The sequence below is a fragment of the Pseudomonas fluorescens genome, from assembly GCF_001623525.1.
GTDB lineage: Bacteria > Pseudomonadota > Gammaproteobacteria > Pseudomonadales > Pseudomonadaceae > Aquipseudomonas > Aquipseudomonas fluorescens_Q.
Genome location: NZ_CP015225.1, coordinates 2,814,762 through 2,834,701, shown reverse-complemented (window position 1 = coordinate 2,834,701; position 19,940 = coordinate 2,814,762). Strand labels below are relative to the sequence as shown.

Genomic DNA, 19,940 nt, shown 5'->3' with positions numbered 1-19,940 from the left:
CTCGCCACAATGATCCAGGCAACCCCCAAGAACATGGACAATCCCCAGGCAATGCGCGGTATCGAGACACGATTGCACGGCCCGGGAGTAAATCCTTGCCTCGCTGATGCGTTTCCTCAACAGGAAACCTGCATGTGCGCCCGACCGGATACGCACCTGTGCGGTGTGCCATTTGGGTCGCTACTTACAGTGGATTGCGGGGGTCGAGAGATGTCAGTCGCCAACAGCCTTATCGAAGCACAGCCGGCACGGGTCAGCCCTGCACCGGCCGAGACGCTCTATCAATTCAATGAGTCGCCGCTGCTGGCCCGCCAGAGTCGGCAGGAGTCCAATGCCCGCAGCTACCCACGGCGGATTCCCTTGGCCCTCAAGCGTGCCAAGGGGCTGTATGTCGAGGACGTCGAGGGTCGCACCTTCATCGACTGCCTGGCCGGCGCCGGCACCTTGGCGCTGGGGCATAACCATCCGGTGGTGATCGAGGCGATCCAGCAGGTGCTGGCCGATGAGCTGCCGTTGCATACCCTGGACTTGACCACGCCGGTCAAGGACCGTTTCGTCCAGGACCTGTTCGGCTTGTTGCCGGCGGCGCTTGCCGCCGAGGCGAAGATCCAGTTCTGCGGCCCCACCGGTACCGACGCGGTGGAAGCCGCCCTCAAGCTGGTGCGCACCGCCACCGGCCGCAGCACCGTGCTGTCGTTCCAGGGTGGTTATCACGGCATGAGCCAAGGGGCGTTGAGCCTGATGGGCAGCCTGGGGCCGAAGAAACCCTTGGGCGCCTTGCTCAGCAATGGCGTGCAATTCATGCCGTACCCCTACGATTACCGCTGCCCGTTCGGGCTGGGCGGTGTGGCGGGCGTCAAGGCCAATCTGCATTACCTGGAAAACCTGCTGAATGACCCCGAGGCTGGCGTGCAATTGCCGGCAGCCGTCATCGTCGAAGTGGTGCAGGGCGAGGGCGGGGTGATTCCCGCTGATCTGGACTGGCTACGCGGTTTGCGGCGGATCACCGAGCAGGCCGGTGTGGCGTTGATCGTCGACGAAATCCAGAGCGGTTTCGGCCGTACCGGCAAAATGTTTGCGTTCGAGCACGCCGGGATCATCCCGGACGTGGTCGTGCTGTCCAAGGCCATCGGTGGCAGCCTGCCGCTGGCGGTGGTGGTTTATCGCGACTGGCTCGACACCTGGCTGCCGGGTGCTCACGCCGGCACCTTCCGTGGCAATCAGATGGCCATGGCCGCCGGTTCCGCGGTGATGCGCTATCTGCAGGAACACGCCTTGCCGGCCCACGCCGCCGCCATGGGCGAACGCCTGAGCGAGCACCTGCGCATCCTGCAGCGGGACTTCCCACAATTGGGCGATATCCGCGGTCGCGGGTTGATGCTCGGTGTTGAACTGGTGGACCCGACGGGTAAGCCCGACGCCTTGGGCCATCCGCCGGTGCATGCAGGCCTGGCGCCACGGTTGCAGCGCGAATGCCTCAAGCGCGGGCTGATCCTGGAGCTGGGTGGCCGGCAGGGCGGCGTGGTGCGGTTCCTGCCACCGCTGATCATCACAAAGGCGGAAATCGACCGGGTTGCCGAGATTTTCGGGCGAGCCCTGCAGGCGGCGGTCACCGACAGCTAATTTTCACCCGGGCCCGTACGTTCCTTTCATATCCTGGCTGCGCATGTGACGCAGCGAACCTCGAGCAAAGATGGAGAGACACCCATGACTTCAGTATTCGACCGCGAGGACATCGTCTTTCAGGTCGTGGTCAACCACGAAGAACAGTATTCGATCTGGCCAGACTACAAGGCCGTCCCCGAAGGCTGGCGTACCGTCGGCAAAAGCGGGTTCAAGAAGGAATGCCTGGCCTACATCGAAGAAGTCTGGACCGACATGCGCCCGCTGAGCCTGCGCAAGAAGATGGAAGAGCAGGCGGCTGCGGCCCACTAAATGTAGAGCCTGTGGCAGCAAGAAAGCTTTCCACAGGAAGGCTGCGGGAGAACACAAATCTTGCAGCCACATCAGAACCCCTGTGGGAGCGAGCTTGCTCGCGATAGCGGTGGATCGGCAACATCAATGCCGGCTGACACTCCGCACTCGCGAGCAAGCTCGCTCCCACAAAGGCCGACATTACCCGCTATTGCTCGATCAAAAAATCAATCAACGCCCTCGCCGCCGCCGGCAATTGCCGATGGGGCGGGTAGATGATTGAAAAGGGTCGGCTGCGCCCGCCAAAGTCCTCCAGCAAAGCCATCAATTCCCCGCGCTCGATTCGCTCCCGGACAATGAACTCATAGGTCTGGCAGATCCCCATCCCGGCCTGTGCCAGGGACACGATACCCAATACATCATCGGACACTTGCACATTGCCCGCCGGCAGCCATTCCCGGTCTTCATGATTGTCGCGAAACAGCCAGGGTGCGATGCGTCCGCTGCTGGGCATTACGAAAGGCAGGCAGGCGTGGGCAGCCAGTTCATCGACGTGCCGGGGTGTTCCGGCGCGTTCCAGGTAATGCGGCGCGGCCACCAGGCACAGGCGAGCGTCTTCGAGCTTGCGCCCGACCAGGCCGCTGTCCGGCAGTGGCCCAAGGCGGATCGCCAGGTCATACCCCTCGGCCACCAGATCGACGTTGCGGTTGGTGATACTCAACTCGACCCGAACTTGCGGGTAAGCCTCGGCGAAACGCGACAGCAGCGAGGGCAAGCGGTAATGACCGTAGGTGGTCGGCACGCTCAAGCGCACGCGACCGGTCAAGACACCGTCCTGGCCCTGGATTCGCCGCTCGGCGTCGTCAATCAGGGCAAAGGCCGAGCGTGACTGTTCCAGGTACAACGTGCCGGCGTCGGTCAGGTTCAGCCGCCGCGTGGTGCGTCGCAGCAGCTGTACGCCGAGCCGGGCTTCGAGGCGGGAAATGGCCCGGCTCAATACCGAAGGCGTGGTCCCCAGTGCCACGGCACCGGCGCTGAGGGTGCCTTTTTCCACGACCGTGACGAAGGCTTCCACGTCGGCCAGATAATCGAATCGGCGTGCCATTGTTGCCTCCAGGGGCCAAGTGATGTTCCGGCGCGCCAGTTTATCGCCGGTCGGGGCATCAATACAGTGAGCGCATCTTTTATCGAAACATCCTGGAGTCATCATGAAAAAGCTCACGACCTTGGCAACGTCTGTCGTTCTGGCGGGTATTGGCGTCGCGGCCCATGCCGATAACGTGCTGGTGGTCCTGTCGGATTCCGATCATCTGGATCTGAACAATGGCAAGGTCTTCTCCACCGGGTTTTACCTCAACGAATTGCTGCAGCCGGTGAAGCTGTTGCTGGATGCCGGTCACCACGTGACGTTTGCCACCCCGGAGGGCAAGGCGCCGACGCTGGACCGGTCCTCGGTGGACAAGATGTACTTCAATAATGACCCGGCGGAGTTGGAGCGTTACCAGGCGTTACTGGCTCAACTGAATATCACTTCGGCCAAGGACTCACCGGTGATCAGCCTGGCCCGTGTCGAGCAGATCGGTCTGGAACAGTTCGATGCCCTGTACATTCCCGGCGGGCATGCGCCCATGCAGGATTTGCTCACCAGCGCACCGCTGGGGCGGGTGTTGACGCATTTCCATGACAAGGGCAAGACCACCGCGCTGGTCTGCCACGGCCCGATCGCGTTGCTCTCGACCTTGCCTGATGCCAAGGGCTTCGTCGGTCGGTTGGCCAGCAAAGGCCAGGCCTCGCCCCCGTCCGACTGGATCTACAAGGGGTACAACATGACGGTGATCAGCAACCAGGAAGAAGAACTCGCCAAGGGGTTGTTGGGCGGCGGGACCATGAAATTCTATCCACAGACCGCGCTGGAGCAGGCGGGCGGGCGCTACAGCAGCAATACCGCGCCATGGACGTCCCATGTGGTGAAGGATCGGGAACTGATTACCGGCCAGAACCCGGCGTCGGCGCTGGAGGTGGGGCAGGCGTTGCTCAAGCGGTTGAAACCATAGGCCGGAAGGCTTCCTATCCCTTGTGGGAGCGAGCTTGCTCGCGATTGCGGTGGGTCAGCAAGATCAATGTTGGCTGACACTCCGTCATCGCGAGCAAGCTCGCTCCCACAGGCTTTCCGGCACGCCGTCTGGTTATTTGAACCGCCGCTCCACCCCTTTCTCCACCAGGATCTTCGCCGAAATCTCTTCCACGGAAAAATGCGTGGAGTTGATATGGGGAATATTCTCCCGCCGGAACAGGTTTTCCACCTCGCGCACTTCGAACTCGCACTGGGCATAGCTCGAATAGCGGCTATTGGGCTTGCGCTCGTTGCGGATCGCGGTGAGGCGGTCCGGGTCGATGGTCAGGCCGAACAGCTTGTGCTGGTGGGCGCGCAGGGCGCTGGGCAGTTGCAGGCGCTCCATGTCGTCTTCGGTCAGCGGATAGTTGGCCGCACGGATGCCGAACTGCATCGCCATGTACAGGCACGTCGGCGTCTTACCACAGCGCGACACCCCCACTAGGATCAGGTCGGCCTTGTCGTAATAATGCGTGCGGGCCCCGTCATCGTTGTCCAGCGCGAAGTTGACCGCCTCTATCCGCTCCATGTAGTTGGAGTTGTGGCCAATGGAGTGGGACTTGCCGACCGAGTAGGAGGAATGCTCGCTCAGTTCCTGTTCCAGGGGCGCCAGGAACGTGGAAAAAATGTCGATCATGAAACCATTGGACGTTGCGAGAATCTCACGGATGTCCTGATTGACGATGGTATCGAAGATAATCGGGCGGAAACCGTCGGTTTCGGCGGCTTTATTGATTTGCTGTACCATGGCCCGCGCCTTGTCGACGTTGTCGATGTACGGCCGTATGAACTTGGCGAAGGTAATGTTTTCGAACTGTGCCAACAGGCTTTGGCCTAGCGTTTCGGCCGTAATGCCGGTGCCGTCGGAGATAAAGAAAGCAGATCGTTTCATTTGCGCCTTGGGCCTTAAGCTAGTGAGCTAGTGACGATTCTTGGATATGATAGGCGCGATTTGCTGGCCGCCAGTGGCCCGCATTCTCACTTATTTTCCAGGTCCAGGCCATATCGCCGGTCATCGCTCCCCTGGAGCCACCGGTGCCTTGAGCTTTTCCAACACAGTTAGTGGAGAGATCACCTTGGTAGAGTACGTAGTTTCCCTCGATAAGCTCGGCGTCCATGATGTAGAGCATGTGGGGGGCAAGAACGCATCCCTGGGCGAGATGATCAGTAACCTCGCCGGTGCCGGTGTATCGGTGCCAGGTGGCTTCGCCACGACCGCCCAGGCTTATCGTGATTTCCTGGAACTGAGCGGCCTGAACAAGCAGATCCACGATGCGCTCGATGCCCTGGACGTCGATGACGTCAATGCCCTGGCCAAGACTGGCGCCCAGATCCGCCAATGGATCATGGAAGCCGAGTTCCCCGAAAAACTGAACGCCGAGATTCGCACCGCTTTCGCCAAGCTGTCCGAAGGCAATCCCGACATCGCCGTCGCCGTGCGTTCCTCGGCCACCGCCGAAGACCTGCCGGATGCCTCCTTCGCCGGCCAGCAGGAAACCTTCCTGAACATCCGTGGCGTGGAAAACGTCATCCGTGCCGCCAAGGAAGTCTTCGCCTCCCTTTTCAACGACCGTGCCATTTCCTACCGCGTGCACCAGGGCTTCGACCACAAGCTGGTTGCCCTGTCCGCTGGTGTGCAGCGCATGGTCCGCTCCGAAACCGGCACCGCCGGCGTGATGTTCACCCTCGACACCGAGTCGGGCTTCCGTGACGTGGTGTTCATCACCGGCGCCTACGGCCTGGGTGAAACCGTCGTGCAGGGCGCGGTGAACCCCGATGAGTTCTACGTCCACAAAGGCACGCTGCAAGCCGGTCGCCCGGCCATCCTGCGCCGCAACCTGGGCAGCAAGGCCATCAAGATGATCTACGGCGACGAAGCCAAGGCCGGTCGTTCGGTGAAGACCGTCGACGTGGACAAGGCCGAGCGCGCGCGTTTCTGCCTGACTGACGCCGAAGTCAGCGAACTGGCCAAGCAGGCGATGATCATCGAGCAGCACTACAAGTGCCCGATGGACATCGAATGGGCCAAGGACGGTGACGACGGCAAGCTGTACATCGTGCAGGCCCGTCCGGAAACCGTGAAGAGCCGCACCCAGGCCAACGTCATGGAACGTTACCTGTTGAAAGAAACCGGCACCGTGCTGGTGGAAGGCCGTGCCATCGGCCAGCGCATCGGCGCCGGCAAGGTACGGATCATCAACGACGTCTCGGAGATGGACAAGGTCCAGGCCGGCGACGTACTGGTCTCCGACATGACCGACCCGGACTGGGAACCGGTGATGAAGCGCGCCAGCGCCATCGTCACCAACCGCGGCGGGCGTACCTGCCACGCGGCGATCATCGCCCGCGAACTGGGGATCCCGGCCGTGGTGGGTTGCGGCAACGCCACCCAGTTGTTGAAAGACGGCCAGGGCGTGACCGTGTCCTGCGCCGAAGGCGATACCGGCTACATCTTCGAGGGCGAACTGGGCTTCGACATCAAGAAGAACTCCGTGGACGCCATGCCGGACCTGCCGTTCAAGATCATGATGAACGTCGGCAACCCGGATCGCGCCTTTGACTTCGCGCAACTGCCGAACGCTGGCGTGGGCCTGGCCCGCCTGGAGTTCATCATCAACCGCATGATCGGCGTGCACCCCAAGGCACTGCTGAACTACGACGGCCTGCCGCAGGACATCAAGGACAGCGTCGACAAGCGCATTGCCGGTTACAACGATCCGGTCGGTTTCTACGTCGAGAAGCTGGTGGAAGGCATCAGCACCCTGGCGGCGGCGTTCTGGCCGAAAAAGGTCATCGTGCGCCTGTCGGACTTCAAGTCCAACGAATACGCCAACCTGATCGGCGGCAAGCTCTACGAGCCGGAAGAAGAGAACCCGATGCTGGGCTTCCGTGGTGCTTCGCGCTACATCAGCGAATCGTTCCGCGACTGCTTCGAGCTCGAATGCCGCGCCCTCAAGCGTGTGCGCAACGAAATGGGCCTGACCAACGTCGAGATCATGGTGCCGTTCGTCCGGACCCTGGGCGAAGCTAGCCAGGTCGTCGATCTGCTGGCCGAAAACGGTCTGGCCCGTGGCGACAATGGCCTGCGCGTGATCATGATGTGCGAGCTGCCATCCAACGCGATCCTGGCTGAAGAATTCCTCGAGTTCTTCGACGGTTTCTCCATCGGTTCCAACGACCTGACCCAGCTGACCCTGGGCCTGGACCGCGATTCCGGGATCATCGCGCACCTGTTCGACGAGCGTAATCCGGCGGTCAAGAAGCTGCTGGCCAACGCCATTGCCGCCTGCAACAAGGCCGGCAAGTACATCGGCATCTGCGGCCAGGGCCCTTCGGACCACCCGGACCTGGCCAAGTGGCTGATGGAGCAGGGCATCGAAAGCGTTTCGTTGAACCCGGACTCCGTGTTGGAAACCTGGTTCTTCCTGGCTGAGGGTCAGGCAGCGGTCTGATCGAGTGAAGGGGCGGTCAATGGTAATACTGTTTACAGGTTGGTGAAGTTCATTGTGGCGAGGGAGCTTGCTCCCGCTTGAGTGCGAAGCGCTCACAAAAAAGGGACTGCTAAGCAGTCCGGCGGGAGCAAGCTCCCTCGCCACGGTTTCACTTATCCTCTTCAATGAGCAGCGTTACAGTTACACGACCCCTTTTTGATTGAAGTAGGGCGGGCTCCTGACAGATGCCGCCCTTTTTTGTGCAAGAGCATTATGCAAAGCAGCAGCAACCTCTTTCCTGTCGCCCTGATCAGCGCCGAGCGGCGCGGTGATCTGAGCGAAGACGTCTATCGCTTGAAACCCGGCAACAGCCCGGACGCCAGCGTCGAACTGGCCGTCACCCGGCTGGGCATGGCCGACGCCTGCGAAACCCGCGGGGTCCCGGTGATCCTGTTGCACGGCAGCTTTTCCAATCGGCGCTTCTGGTATTCCCCCAAGGGCCTGGGCCTGGGCGCGTACCTGACACGCCTGGGGTTCGATGTCTGGATCCCCGAGATGCGCGGCCATGGGTTGTCCCAGCGCAACCAGGGTTATCGCAACAATCGCGTGGCCGACTACGCCCGCTACGACTTGCCGGCCATTGGCGCCTTCGTGCGTGAGCAGAGCGGGCAAGTGCCCCACTGGATCGGTCATTCCCTGGGGGGCATCACCCTGGCGGCCGCCTTGGGCGGCCATTACCTGGGCAAGCCGGCGGTGGCTTCGGCGGCGTTTTTTGGTACCCAGGTCAGCCGTACCTACTGGCCGCTGAAGATTCCGCCAGTGGAGTGGAGCGGTCGCTTCATTCTCAAGCGTTTTGCCCAATTGTCCGGTTCAAGGCTCAAGCGCGGCCCCGAGGACGAGCCCATCGGCCTGGCCCTGGAAAGCATGCGCTGGTACGGCCTGTTCGGACGTTTCGGCGATGCCGAGAAGAACTGGTGGGCCGGGTTGGCCGATGTCCAGTTACCGGTGTTGGCCGTGAGTGCCGCAGGCGATCACCAGGACCCGACCTGGGCGTGCCGCAAACTCTTCGATCAGATCGGTTCCGAGCACAAGCAGTTTGTCTGCCTGGGCCGGGGACAGGGGTTCACCGAAGACTTTGGTCACGTCGAGATGCTGGTGAGCAAGGCCGCGCATCTTGAAGTCTGGCCGCTGGTGGTGCGTTGGCTCAAGGATCAGCAGGCCCCTTTGCTGGCGGAACAGCCCCAGTTGGCCGAGGCGGTTTGAGGCGAAGGCTCTGACAAGGGCATTTCGCTCTTGTCGGCTTGCGGCTAAGATATGACGCTTCAAGCGGTTCCAGTCACAAACGGTTGTTCATTCAGTCTGACGTTCCAGCCTTTCAGGAGTTGTTCGATGAACCATTACCTCACGCCCGACCTGTGCGACGCCTACCCGGAACTGGTGCAGGTGTTGGAGCCGATGTTCAGCAATTTCGGCGGCCGCGATTCCTTCGGCGGCGAAATCGTGACCATCAAGTGCTTCGAGGACAACTCGCGGGTCAAGGAGCAGGTTGAACTCAAGGGCAACGGCAAGGTGCTGGTGGTCGATGGCGGCGGTTCCCTGCGTCGGGCGCTGCTGGGGGACATGCTGGCGGAAAAGGCCGCGAAAAACGGCTGGGAAGGGCTGGTGGTCTACGGTTGCATCCGCGACGTCGACATCATTGCCCAGACGGACCTCGGGGTCCAGGCCCTGGCCAGTCACCCGATGAAGACCGACCGGCGCGGCGTTGGCGAACTCAATGTGCCGGTGACCTTTGCCGGCGTGACGTTTCGTCCGGGCGAGTATGTCTATGCGGACAATAACGGCGTGATCGTCTCGCCAAGCCCGCTGAAAATGCCTGAATGAAGCAGTACAGCCATAAGGGATGAGGATGTTCGAGGAAGAAAACGCGCAGTGGGGGCTGGTGCATGCCCTGGTGCTGGACGGTAAAGGCGGCGCGCGTTCCATAGCCCGGACCGAACTCGACGATTTGCAGTTGCAGGCCCACGAAAGCCTGTGGCTGCACTGGGATCGCAGTCATCCGCAAACCCACACCTGGTTGCGCAAATCCAGTGGCCTGAGCGAGTTCAACTGCGACCTGCTGCTCGAAGAAAACACCCGGCCGCGGCTGTTGCCGTTGCCCAATGCCGAGCTGCTGCTGTTCCTGCGGGGGATCAATCTCAACCCGGGCGCCGAACCTGAAGACATGGTGTCGGTACGGATCTTTGCGTCCGCCCAGCGGGTGATCTCCCTGCGCCTGCGTCCGTTGCGCGCCACCGATGAGCTACTGGCGCAACTGGCCGAGGGCAAGGGCCCGAAGACGGCGTCCGAACTCATCCTCTACATGGCGCAATACCTCACCAATAAGGTGCAGGACCTGGTCACCTGCCTCTCCGAAATCGTCGATGGCGAGGAAGAAAAACTCGATACCGACGAACGGTATACTCCCGAGCACGACGCCATTTTGCACATCCGTCGACGGGCTGCCGGGCTCAAGCGATTCCTGGCGCCACAGCGGGACATCTTCGGCCAGATGACGCGGCTCAAACTGCCATGGTTTTGCGACGATGACGGCGACTACTGGAACGAATTGAACAACAGCCTGACCCGTTACCTCGAGGAGCTGGAATTGACTCGAGAGCGCGTGGGGCTTGTGCTGGAGGCCGAAGACCGACGCCTTTCGGTGCGCATGAACCGCACCATGTACCGCTTCGGTATCGTCACCGGGATTTTCCTGCCGATGAGTTTTCTCACCGGCCTTCTGGGTATCAACGTCGGCGGCATTCCGTTTTCCGAAAGCCCCTACGGTTTCATGGTCGCGTGCTTGCTGATGATCTGCGTGGCGCTGGGGCAGTGGTGGTTGTTCCGTCGTTTGCGCTGGGTGTGATGGGGTTTCATGTGACCCGACGAAATTTGATCGCGTCTTCCACAGACATCACGAGAGGTGCGTATGCACGATCCGTTTGAACAGTCTTTGCGCGACATGCTCAAGGCTTCGCCGTCCAGCCGGGACGACGATGCATGCCTGGGACGTGTACTGAAAACCGCCAACCGCCAGGTCGGCGCCGGCGATCTGTTCAGCCTGCTGGGCCGCTGGTTGCCCGCGCTGATGATTGCCCTGAATAACGGATCGGCCCATCTCTCGCCGGTTTCCCGCCGTAAACCTGTTACTCGCACCGCTGATAAGGCTGATTGAATATGGAACTTGATCTCTGGACCCAGAGCCTCGTCACGGCGATGACTGCGTTGTGGACCAAAGTAGCTAACTTCATCCCGAACCTCTTCGGCGCCCTGGTGGTGCTGCTGTTGGGCTTTGTCGTGGCCAAGCTGCTGGACACGTTGCTGTCCAAGTTGCTCGCCAAGCTGGGCCTCGATCGCCTGATGGGCGGCACCGGCCTGACCAAGTTGCTGTCCCGTGGCGGCATCCAGGTACCGATCTCGACCCTGGTCGGCAAGATCGTGTACTGGTTTGTATTGCTGATTTTCCTGGTTTCCGCAGCAGAATCCCTTGGCCTTGAGCGAGTTTCGGCGACGCTCGATATGCTCGCATTGTATTTGCCGAAGGTTTTTGGTGCTGCGCTGGTATTGCTGGTCGGCGTTCTGCTGGCGCAACTGGCCAATGGGCTGGTGCGCGGCGCGGCCGAGGGCGTGGGGCTGGACTACGCCGCTGGCGTAGGGCGAATTGCCCAGGGCCTGGTGATCATCATAAGTATTTCGGTGGCGATCAGCCAGTTGGAGGTCAAGACAGACCTGCTCAACCACGTGATCGTGATCGTTTTGATTACCGTTGGTCTGGCGGTTGCGCTGGCAATGGGATTGGGGAGTCGTGAAATCGCCGGTCAGATACTGGCGGGAATCTATGTGCGTGAATTGTATGAGGTTGGGCAACAAGTGCGTGTAGGCGAGGTCGAAGGCCAGATCGAAGAGATTGGCACGGTGAAGACCACATTGCTGACCGAGGAGGGCGAGCTGGTGTCGCTTTCCAATCGGATCCTGCTGGAACAGCATGTGAGTAGCCGCTAACCCGGCAAATCCTGCTAATGTATGCCGCCGCAAAATGCCTGCTATCGCAGGCTGCGGCGCACATTGACCTAGACTGTCGGCCCGACTTGTTTTGAACAAACCCCAATCGCTATCTACGCGCTACGACCCCCGTGATCTCTCCGATGAGGAGTTGGTCGCGCGCGCGCATACCGAGCTGTTTCACGTAACGCGCGCCTATGAAGAGTTGATGCGCCGTTACCAGAGAACATTATTTAACGTTTGTGCACGATATCTTGGGAACGATCGCGATGCTGATGATGTCTGTCAGGAGGTGATGTTGAAGGTGCTGTATGGCCTGAAGAACTTCGAGGGGAAATCGAAGTTCAAGACCTGGCTCTACAGCATCACCTACAACGAATGCATCACGCAGTATCGCAAGGAACGGCGAAAGCGTCGCTTGATGGACGCTTTGAGCCTGGATCCTCTGGAGGAAGCGTCGGAAGATAAGGCGCCCAAGCCCGAGGAGAAGGGGGGACTCGATCGCTGGCTGGTCTATGTGAACCCGATCGATCGGGAAATTCTGGTGCTACGATTTGTCGCAGAGCTGGAATTCCAGGAGATCGCAGACATAATGCATATGGGTTTGAGCGCGACAAAAATGCGTTACAAGCGCGCGCTCGACAAATTGCGTGAGAAATTTGCGGGCATTGCTGAAACTTAAGTTCGGCGCAAATATCTCTTACGTGTAGGCAAGTTCTGATAGACTTGCCGCCGAGTTGTCCCCCGGTTTGCGGGACTGCTTCACAATCACCAGATGGGGATTTAACGGATGAAACTGAAAAACACCTTGGGCTTTGCCATTGGTTCTTTGATTGCTGCCACTTCGTTCGGCGCTCTGGCACAAGGCCAAGGCGCAGTTGAAATCGAAGGCTTCGCCAAGAAAGAACAATTCGACAGCGCTCGTAACTTCAAGAACAACGGCAACCTGTTCGGCGGTTCGGTTGGTTACTTCCTGACCGACGACGTTGAACTGCGTCTGGCCTACGACGAAGTGCACAACGCCCGTACTGACGACGGCACCAACGTCAAAGGCGCCAACACCGCTCTGGACGCTCTGTACCACTTCAACAACCCAGGCGACATGCTGCGTCCTTACGTCTCTGCCGGTTTCTCCGACCAGAGCATCGACCAGAATGGCAGCAACGGTCGTAACCGTTCCACCTTCGCCAACGTTGGTGGCGGCGCCAAGCTGTACTTCACCGAGAACTTCTACGCCCGTGCCGGCGTTGAAGCTCAGTACAACATCGACCAGGGCGACACCGAGTGGGCTCCAAGCGTCGGTATCGGTGTGAACTTCGGTGGCGGCTCCAAGCCTGCTGCTGCTCCAGTTCCAGCTCCGGCTGAAGTCTGCTCCGACAGCGACAACGATGGCGTGTGCGACAACGTCGACAAGTGCCCTGACACCCCAGCCAACGTAACCGTTGACGCTGATGGCTGCCCAGCTGTTGCTGAAGTCGTACGTGTTGAGCTGGACGTGAAGTTCGACTTCGACAAGTCGGTTGTCAAGCCTAACAGCTACGGCGACATCAAGAACCTGGCTGACTTCATGAAGCAGTACCCATCCACCAGCACCACTGTTGAAGGTCACACTGACTCCGTCGGTCCTGACGCTTACAACCAGAAACTGTCTGAGCGTCGTGCAAAAGCCGTTCAACAAGTTCTGACCAACCAGTACGGTGTTGAATCGTCCCGCGTTCAGGCTGTTGGCTACGGCGAATCCCGCCCAGTTGCCGACAACGCCACTGAAGCTGGTCGTGCAGTTAACCGTCGCGTAGAAGCGCAGGTTGAAGCCCAAGCTAAGTAATTAGCCTGACGCTATAGAAAAGCCCGGCTTAGGCCGGGCTTTTCTTTGTCTGCGATTTGTGGGACGCAGCTTGTGCCAGACAAAACAATACCTGTGGGAGCGGGCTTGCTCGCGATGGCGGCGTATCAGTCAACATCAATGATGCAGACCCACCGCTATCGCGAACAGGCTCGCTCCCACAGGTTCGGTGTGGTTTGTTATAGCGCCGACGCCTGGACCCACGCAGGCTGCGATCCGGCGAGTTCAGCGGCCGCTGCCACCGCGCCAATCACCAGGATCGCCGGGCTCTTGAGTTGAAAGGCGTTCGCATCGGCTTCCATCGAGGCCAAGTCGCTGCGGCAGTCACGTTGATGGGGCAGGGACGCATTTTCGATCATGGCGACAGGCGTGTTCGCCGCCAAGCCACCGGCCAGCAACTGTTCGCGGATCTCGCTCAGCTTCGCCACACCCATGTACACCACCAGCGTCGTGCCGCTTTGCGCCAAGGCTTGCCAGTTCAGGCTACTGCCGTCCTGGGTGTGGGCCGTCACCAGCGTCACGCCCCGGGCAACCCCGCGCAGGGTCAGTGGAATATCGCATTGGGTCGCCCCCGCGAGGCCGGCGGTGATGCCATTGACCATCTCCACTTCGACACCCTGCTCGCGCAGCCACTGCGCCTCTTCACCACCGCGGCCGAAGATGCAGGGGTCGCCGCCCTTGAGGCGCACCACGCATTTGCCCTGGCGGGCATAACGCAGCATCAATCGATGAATGAAGGCCTGGGGTGTGGAGCGGCACCCGCCGCGCTTGCCCACGGCAATGATGCGCGCATCGGGGCAATGTTCCAGCACCGCTGCGTTGACCAGATCGTCGATCAACACCACGTCGGCCTCGCGCAGGGCGCGCACGGCTTTGAGGGTCAGTAATTCAGGGTCACCAGGACCTGCACCCACCAGCCAGACTTTTGCGTTCATAGTGTTTTCCTCACGAGATAGCCGCCAGTGGTTGCGCAGTGGCAACCAGCAGGCGCTTGATTTCCGGTACGCAGGAGCCGCATTGCGTGCCACAGCCCAGCTCCTGTTTGAGCCCCTGCAAGTCCAGGCCACGTTCAATACCTGCGCAGATCGCACGCTGGCTGACGTTCATGCAGTTGCACAGCGTTTTGCTGCCACCCGTTGCTGCGCCGACATTGCCCGGCGGCGCGCTCAAAGGCGCCAGCAGCCAGCGCCGCAGTTGTTCATTGGCACGACCTTCCAGCCACAGGTTCTGCAACCAGTGTCGGGCCAGGGTTTCGCCGGCCAGGCGAATAGCGGTGATGCGGCCGTTTTCTATGCGCACCCGCTTACCGATGGAGCGACGCGGATCGTCATAGGCCAGCACCGGCCCATCAATCAGACCCAATTGTTCGTCGATGGCCTGGAGCAGTTGCGGTTCAGGGGTAACGGCGCTGGCAGCGCGAATCAGCAACGCGGGACGCTCACGGCCAGTCAGGCTCAGGCTGACATAGGAAAACGCCTCACACAGGGGGCGCAGGGCTTCCAGATGCTGTTGAACATCGCCTTCGATCAAGGCGAAAAACTGCCAAGGCAGGTTCACCGGTTCCAGGCGCACGCCGCTGTGCTTGAGTTCCGGTTGTTTCGACAAGGGATCGAAGGCGGGTTGCGTCAGGGTATTGACCCCGCCCTTGAGGAACCGGTCGCCCCAGTGCATGGGCAGGAACGCCTGGCCGGGACGCACGCTATCGTCGCTGTCCACGGCCACGATCACGCTGCCGCGACGACTCTTGAGGCTGACCAGGTCGCCCGCTTGCAGGCGATGGCGCTGCAGTTCGTCGGGATGCAGGCTCAGTACCGCTTCGTTCACATGACCAAACAACTGGGCGGCGGTGCCGGTGCGGCTCATGCCGTGCCATTGGTCGCGTAGCCGACCGGTGTTGAGGGTCAGCGGGTAGCGGGCGTCACGCAGTTCCTTGGCGGCGCGATACGGGTCGGCCACGAACCGGGCGCGGCCGCTGTCGGTGGGAAAAATCCCGTCCACGTACAAACGCGCCGTTCCGACGGTCGCGCCTTCCGGGAAGGGCCATTGCTGCGGACCGAGTTGATCGATCAACGCATGGCTGATGCCGGACAAGTCCAGGTCGCGACCCCGGGTCAATTGCTTGTATTCATCGAACAATTGGGCCGGGGTTTCAAAGGCGAACAGGCTGGGCTGGCCGGGCCGCAGGCGTTTCTCCAGGCGTTGTGCGAAATCCACCGTGATTGCCCAGTCCGCCCGCGCTTCACCCGGCGCGCCGATTGCCCGGCGGACGTGGGAAATGCGCCGTTCGGAGTTGGTCACCGAACCTTCTTTCTCACCCCAGCTGGCTGCCGGCAGCAGCAGGTCGGCGAATGCGGCGGTTTCGGTGGTCCGGAACGCCTCCTGCAAAACCACGAACGGGCAGGCTTGCAGGGCTTCACGTACCGCCGTCTGGTCCGGCATCGATTGGGCCGGGTTGGTGCAGGCGATCCACAGGGCCTTGATCTTGCCGCTGCGAACCTGCTCGAACAATTCGATGGCGCTCAAGCCCGTGGTGGCGGGCAATTGCTCGACGCCCCAGTAACGGGCGACGTCGGCGCGATGCTCCGGGTTGGCTGCTTCGCGATGACCTGGCAGCAGGTTGGACAGGCTGCCGGTTTCCCGTCCGCCCATGGCATTGGGCTGGCCGGTCAGTGAGAAAGGTCCCGCACCTGGCCGGCCGATTTGCCCGGTGGCCAGATGTAAGTTGATCAATGCGCTGTTCTTGGCGCTGCCGGCGGTGGACTGGTTCAAGCCCATGCACCACAGCGACAGGAAACTCGGCGACGTGCCGACCCATTCGGCGCACAGGTGCAGTTGCTCGACGCTGATACCGCACAGTTGGGCGACCATGCTCGGGATGTAGTCACGCACCAGGTTTTTCAGGTCCGCCAGGCCTTCGGTGTGGGCCTTGATGAAGTCGCGGTCAACCCAGTCTTCCCACAGCAGCAAGTGCAGAATCCCATGGAACAAGGCGACATCGGTGCCCGGCAGGATCGCCAGGTGCAGGTCTGCCAGGTCGCAGGTGTCGGTGCGCCGGGGGTCGATGACGATGATTTTCATCTGTGGCCGGCGGGATTTGGCCTCTTCGAGGCGGCGAAAGAGGATGGGATGGGCGTAGGCCATGTTACTGCCGACGATCATCACGCAGTCGCTCATCTCCAGGTCTTCGTAGCTGCAGGGCGGGGCGTCGGCGCCGAGGCTGCGCTTGTAGCCCACCACGGCGGAGGACATGCACAGCCGCGAATTGCTGTCGATGTTATTGGTGCCCACCAATGCCCGGGCGAGCTTGTTGAAGGCATAGTAGTCCTCGGTCAGCAGTTGCCCGGAGATGTAGAACGCCACGCTGTCCGGGCCGTGCTCGGCGATGGTCTCGGCGAAGACGCTGGCGGCGTGATCCAGGGCGCTGTCCCAGTCGCTGCGGGCCCGGGCCAGGCCTTTGCCCAGGCGCAGTTCCGGGTAGAGGGCGCGAGCGGCGAGGTCGCCGGTCAGGTGCAGGGTGGAGCCCTTGCTGCACAGTTTGCCAAAGTTGGCCGGATGGGCGGGATCGCCGCTGACGCCGAGGATGCGCTCGCCGTCATGCTCGATCAGGACGCCGCAACCGACCCCGCAATAACAGCAGGTCGAGGCAGTGATTTGGCGGTTCATCAGCTTGCGTCCCGCAGTGCCAACTGTACCCGACCGTTCTCGACCCGCGCCGAATGATGATGGGCGCAGCCCACATCCGGAGCCTGGGCCTGGCCGGTTTCCAAGTCGATCTGCCAATTGTGCAGCGGGCAGGCCACGCGTTTGCCATAGACCAAGCCTTGGGACAGCGGGCCACCCTTGTGCGGGCAACGGTCATCCAGGGCGAACACTTCATCATCGCTGGTCCGAAAAATCGCGATATCGCCTTTCGGGCCATTGATGATGCGCGAGCCGAGGACATTGATTTCTTCCAGTGCACAGATATCCAGCCAGTTCATGCCAGCACCTCCAGGTTTTTCACGGGGATGACCTCGAACTCTTTCTTCAGCTGGGGTTGTTCCAGGCGCTGTTTCCACGGGTCCTGTTCCAGCGACAGGGAAAACTTCAAGCGTTCATGGAGGGCTTTGCGCCGTTCTGGGTCCTCAAGCACGGCTTTCTTGATGTGCTCCATGCCGACCCGCTGCATGTAATGCACGGTGCGTTCGAGGTAGAAGGCTTCTTCGCGGTACAGCTGCAGGAAGGCGCCGTTGTATTCGCGCACTTCCTCGGCGGTCTTGAGTTTGACGAAAAACTCGGCGACCTCGGTCTTGATCCCGCCGTTGCCACCGATGTACATCTCCCAGCCGGAGTCGACACCGATGATGCCGACGTCCTTGATGCCGGCTTCCGAGCAGTTGCGCGGGCAACCGGAAACGGCCAGCTTGACCTTGTGGGGCGACCACATGTTGAACAGGTCGTGCTCCAGCTCGATACCCAGTTGGGTCGAGTTTTGCGTGCCAAAGCGGCAGAACTCGCTACCCACGCAGGTTTTCACGGTGCGGATGGATTTGCCGTAGGCGTGGCCGGACGGCATGTCGAGGTCTTTCCAGACGCCGGGCAGGTCTTGCTTCTTGATGCCCAGCAGGTCGATACGCTGGCCGCCGGTGACCTTGACCATGGGTACGTTGTATTTGTCGGCCACGTCGGCGATGCGCCGCAGTTCCGCAGGATTGGTCACGCCGCCCCACATCCGTGGCACGACCGAGTAGGTGCCGTCTTTCTGAATGTTGGCGTGGGCACGTTCGTTGATCAGGCGCGACTGCGGGTCGTCCTGGGCTTCGCCGGGCCAGGTGGAGATCAGGTAGTAGTTCAACGCCGGGCGGCAGGTGGCGCAGCCGTTCGGGGTCCGCCAGTTCAGGTAACTCATGGTCCCGGCGATGGTCAGCAGGTGCTGGTCGCGGATTGCCTGGCGGATCTGGCCGTGGTTGAGGTCGCTGCAACCGCAGATGGCTTTTTCGCTTTTCGGCTTGACGTCCGCCGCGCCACCCACGGTGTTGATCAGGATCTGCTCTACCAGGCCGGCGCAGGAACCGCAGGAGCTGGCGGCCTTGGTGTGTTTCTTCACGTCATCGACGCTGAACAGCCCGTGTTCCTGGATCGCCTTGACGATGGTGCCCTTGCACACGCCGTTGCAGCCGCAGACTTCGGCGCTGTCGGCCATGCTCATGGCCTTGTCCTGGCCTTGGTGACCGACGTCGCCCAAGGCGTTCTCGCCAAACATCAGGTGATCGCGGATCTCGCTGATGCCGTGGTTTTCACGGATCTGGCGGAAGTACCAGCCGCCATCTGCGGTATCGCCGTACAGGCAGGCACCGACCAGCACGTCATCCTTGATCACCAGCTTTTTGTAGACGCCGCCGATCGGGTCGGAAAGGGTGATGGTCTCGGTGCCTTCGCCGCCCATGAAGTCCCCGGCGGAGAACAGGTCGATACCGGTGACCTTGAGTTTGGTCGAGGTCACTGAGCCCTTGTAGGTGGCGAAGCCCAGTTGTGCGAGGTGGTTGGCGCAGACCTTGGCCTGTTCGAACAACGGCGCCACCAGGCCGTAAGCGGTGCCACGGTGGCTGGCGCATTCACCGATGGCGTAGATGCGCGGGTCGTAGGTTTGCATCGTGTCGTTGACCAGGATCCCGCGGTTGCAGGGGATGCCGGATTTTTCCGCCAACTCGGTGTTGGGCCGGATGCCGGCGGCCATCACCACCAGGTCGGCGGGGATGATGTCGCCGTTCTTGAACTGCACCGAGCCGACCCGGCCATTGCCGGCGTCGTGCAAGGCCTGGGTCTGCTCGCTGAGGCGGAATTTCAAGCCCCGGTTTTCCAGGGCGGTCTGCAGCAATTGGCCGCTGGTCTTGTCCAGTTGCCGTTCCAGCAGCCATTCGCCCAGGTGCACCACGGTCACGTCCATGCCCCGTAGCTTCAAGCCATTGGCGGCTTCCAGGCCGAGCAGGCCGCCGCCGATGACCACGGCGTGCTTGTGGGTCTTGGCGGTGTCGATCATCGCCTGGGTGTCGGCGATGTCGCGGTAGCCGATCACGCCGTCCAGGGTGTTGCCGGGAATCGGCAGGATGAAGGGCGTGGAGCCGGTGGCGATCAGCAGGCGGTCGTATTCGGCTTCGCTGCCATCTTCGGCGATGACCCGGCGCTTGACCCGATCGATCTCCACCACTTTGCGGTTGAGCAGCAGCTTGATGTTGTTGTCCAGGTACCAGCTCAGGTCGTTGAGCACGATCTCTTCGAAGGTCTGCTCACCGGCCAGCACCGGCGAGAGCAGGATGCGGTTGTAGTTGGTGTGGGGCTCGGCGCCGAACACCGTGATGTCGTACAGCTCGTTGCTCAGCTTGAGCAGTTCCTCGAGGGTTCGAACCCCGGCCATGCCGTTGCCGATCATTACCAGTTTGAGTTTTTTCATCAGGGTTCTCCGCAAGCTCAGGTCCGCTTTATCACGGTGATCGGACTGGCTCGGCAATTTTTACGAAAACAAAAAAAGGCGTCCCGCTAGCAAGCTAGCGAGGACGCCTTTGTCCTGGTCCCGTTCTCTCGGGAAGCACCGCCTTCATCGTTGGAGGCGTTGCTTTATGTA

The 19,940-nt window shown here is 61.1% G+C and carries 17 protein-coding genes; 11 read left to right on the top strand and 6 right to left on the bottom strand.

The features are described 5' to 3' along the window. The first annotated feature begins 210 nt into the window (after positions 1-210). Both TK06_RS12095 and TK06_RS12090 read left to right on the top strand, forming a co-directional pair. Positions 211-1,623 carry an aspartate aminotransferase family protein gene (locus TK06_RS12095; protein WP_063322271.1) on the top strand — a complete coding sequence of 471 codons (1,413 nt, stop codon included), beginning with the start codon at positions 211-213 and terminating at the stop codon, positions 1,621-1,623. Positions 1,624-1,707: 84 nt separating this feature from the next. Then, complete coding sequence (locus TK06_RS12090; RefSeq protein WP_063322270.1) at positions 1,708-1,935, top strand: MbtH family protein; 228 nt, start codon at positions 1,708-1,710, stop codon at positions 1,933-1,935. A gap of 187 nt (positions 1,936-2,122) precedes the next feature. Here TK06_RS12090 and TK06_RS12085 read toward each other — a convergent pair whose 3' ends face one another. Further along, positions 2,123-3,019, bottom strand: coding sequence for a LysR family transcriptional regulator (locus tag TK06_RS12085; RefSeq protein ID WP_063322269.1), 897 nt, complete (start codon positions 3,017-3,019; stop codon positions 2,123-2,125). Positions 3,020-3,122: 103 nt separating this feature from the next. Between TK06_RS12085 and TK06_RS12080 the strand changes: the two genes are divergently transcribed. Then, entirely contained in the window at positions 3,123-3,968 is an 846-nt protein-coding gene (locus tag TK06_RS12080) for a type 1 glutamine amidotransferase domain-containing protein (protein WP_063322268.1), read from the top strand. 132 nt (positions 3,969-4,100) lie between these two features. Here TK06_RS12080 and ppsR read toward each other — a convergent pair whose 3' ends face one another. Next, positions 4,101-4,919, bottom strand: a complete 819-nt coding sequence (ppsR, locus tag TK06_RS12075; RefSeq protein ID WP_014337326.1) for a posphoenolpyruvate synthetase regulatory kinase/phosphorylase PpsR — start codon at positions 4,917-4,919, stop codon at positions 4,101-4,103. Between the two features lie 184 nt (positions 4,920-5,103). Here ppsR and ppsA point away from each other — a divergent pair, with 184 nt between their 5' ends. The 8 genes from ppsA (at position 5,104) to TK06_RS12035 (ending at position 13,321) form a co-directional block, all read left to right on the top strand. Continuing rightward, positions 5,104-7,479, top strand: coding sequence for a phosphoenolpyruvate synthase (gene ppsA, locus TK06_RS12070; protein ID WP_063322267.1), 2,376 nt, complete (start codon positions 5,104-5,106; stop codon positions 7,477-7,479). 252 nt (positions 7,480-7,731) lie between these two features. Further along, positions 7,732-8,721 (top strand): alpha/beta fold hydrolase, encoded by a 990-nt coding sequence (locus tag TK06_RS12065; protein WP_063322266.1) that lies wholly within the window; start codon positions 7,732-7,734, stop codon positions 8,719-8,721. 126 nt (positions 8,722-8,847) lie between these two features. Continuing rightward, entirely contained in the window at positions 8,848-9,339 is a 492-nt protein-coding gene (rraA, locus tag TK06_RS12060) for a ribonuclease E activity regulator RraA (protein WP_003199517.1), read from the top strand. A 25-nt stretch (positions 9,340-9,364) separates the two neighbouring features. Beyond that, entirely contained in the window at positions 9,365-10,360 is a 996-nt protein-coding gene (locus TK06_RS12055; protein ID WP_063322265.1) for a zinc transporter ZntB, read from the top strand. Between the two features lie 63 nt (positions 10,361-10,423). Continuing rightward, the gene (locus tag TK06_RS12050) at positions 10,424-10,669 is read left to right on the top strand and encodes a hypothetical protein (RefSeq protein ID WP_003199521.1); all 246 of its coding nucleotides are present in this window, start codon (positions 10,424-10,426) and stop codon (positions 10,667-10,669) included. 2 nt (positions 10,670-10,671) lie between these two features. Continuing rightward, positions 10,672-11,496: a mechanosensitive ion channel family protein gene (locus tag TK06_RS12045; protein WP_003199523.1), complete on the top strand. Its 825-nt coding sequence runs from the start codon at positions 10,672-10,674 to the stop codon at positions 11,494-11,496. A gap of 91 nt (positions 11,497-11,587) precedes the next feature. Further along, entirely contained in the window at positions 11,588-12,178 is a 591-nt protein-coding gene (gene sigX / locus TK06_RS12040) for an RNA polymerase sigma factor SigX (protein ID WP_003183614.1), read from the top strand. Positions 12,179-12,286: 108 nt separating this feature from the next. Continuing rightward, positions 12,287-13,321, top strand: a complete 1,035-nt coding sequence (locus tag TK06_RS12035; protein ID WP_063322264.1) for an OmpA family protein — start codon at positions 12,287-12,289, stop codon at positions 13,319-13,321. 197 nt (positions 13,322-13,518) lie between these two features. Here the strand turns inward: TK06_RS12035 and cobA are convergent, their stop codons facing one another. The 4 genes from cobA to nirB are packed head-to-tail and all read right to left on the bottom strand — an operon-like array spanning position 13,519 to position 19,769. After that, positions 13,519-14,274 carry a uroporphyrinogen-III C-methyltransferase gene (cobA, locus tag TK06_RS12030; RefSeq protein ID WP_063322263.1) on the bottom strand — a complete coding sequence of 252 codons (756 nt, stop codon included), beginning with the start codon at positions 14,272-14,274 and terminating at the stop codon, positions 13,519-13,521. Between the two features lie 10 nt (positions 14,275-14,284). Then, on the bottom strand, positions 14,285-17,002 hold the full coding sequence (locus TK06_RS12025; RefSeq protein WP_063322262.1) for a nitrate reductase: 2,718 nt from the start codon (positions 17,000-17,002) through the stop codon (positions 14,285-14,287). Next, positions 17,002-17,319, bottom strand: a complete 318-nt coding sequence (gene nirD / locus TK06_RS12020; protein ID WP_063322261.1) for a nitrite reductase small subunit NirD — start codon at positions 17,317-17,319, stop codon at positions 17,002-17,004. Before nirD ends, TK06_RS12025 begins: the two co-directional genes overlap by 1 nt. Then, positions 17,316-19,769 (bottom strand): nitrite reductase large subunit NirB, encoded by a 2,454-nt coding sequence (nirB, locus tag TK06_RS12015; RefSeq protein ID WP_063322260.1) that lies wholly within the window; start codon positions 19,767-19,769, stop codon positions 17,316-17,318. The genes nirD and nirB overlap by 4 nt, the downstream gene beginning before the upstream one ends. Between the last annotated feature and the right edge of the window lie 171 nt (positions 19,770-19,940).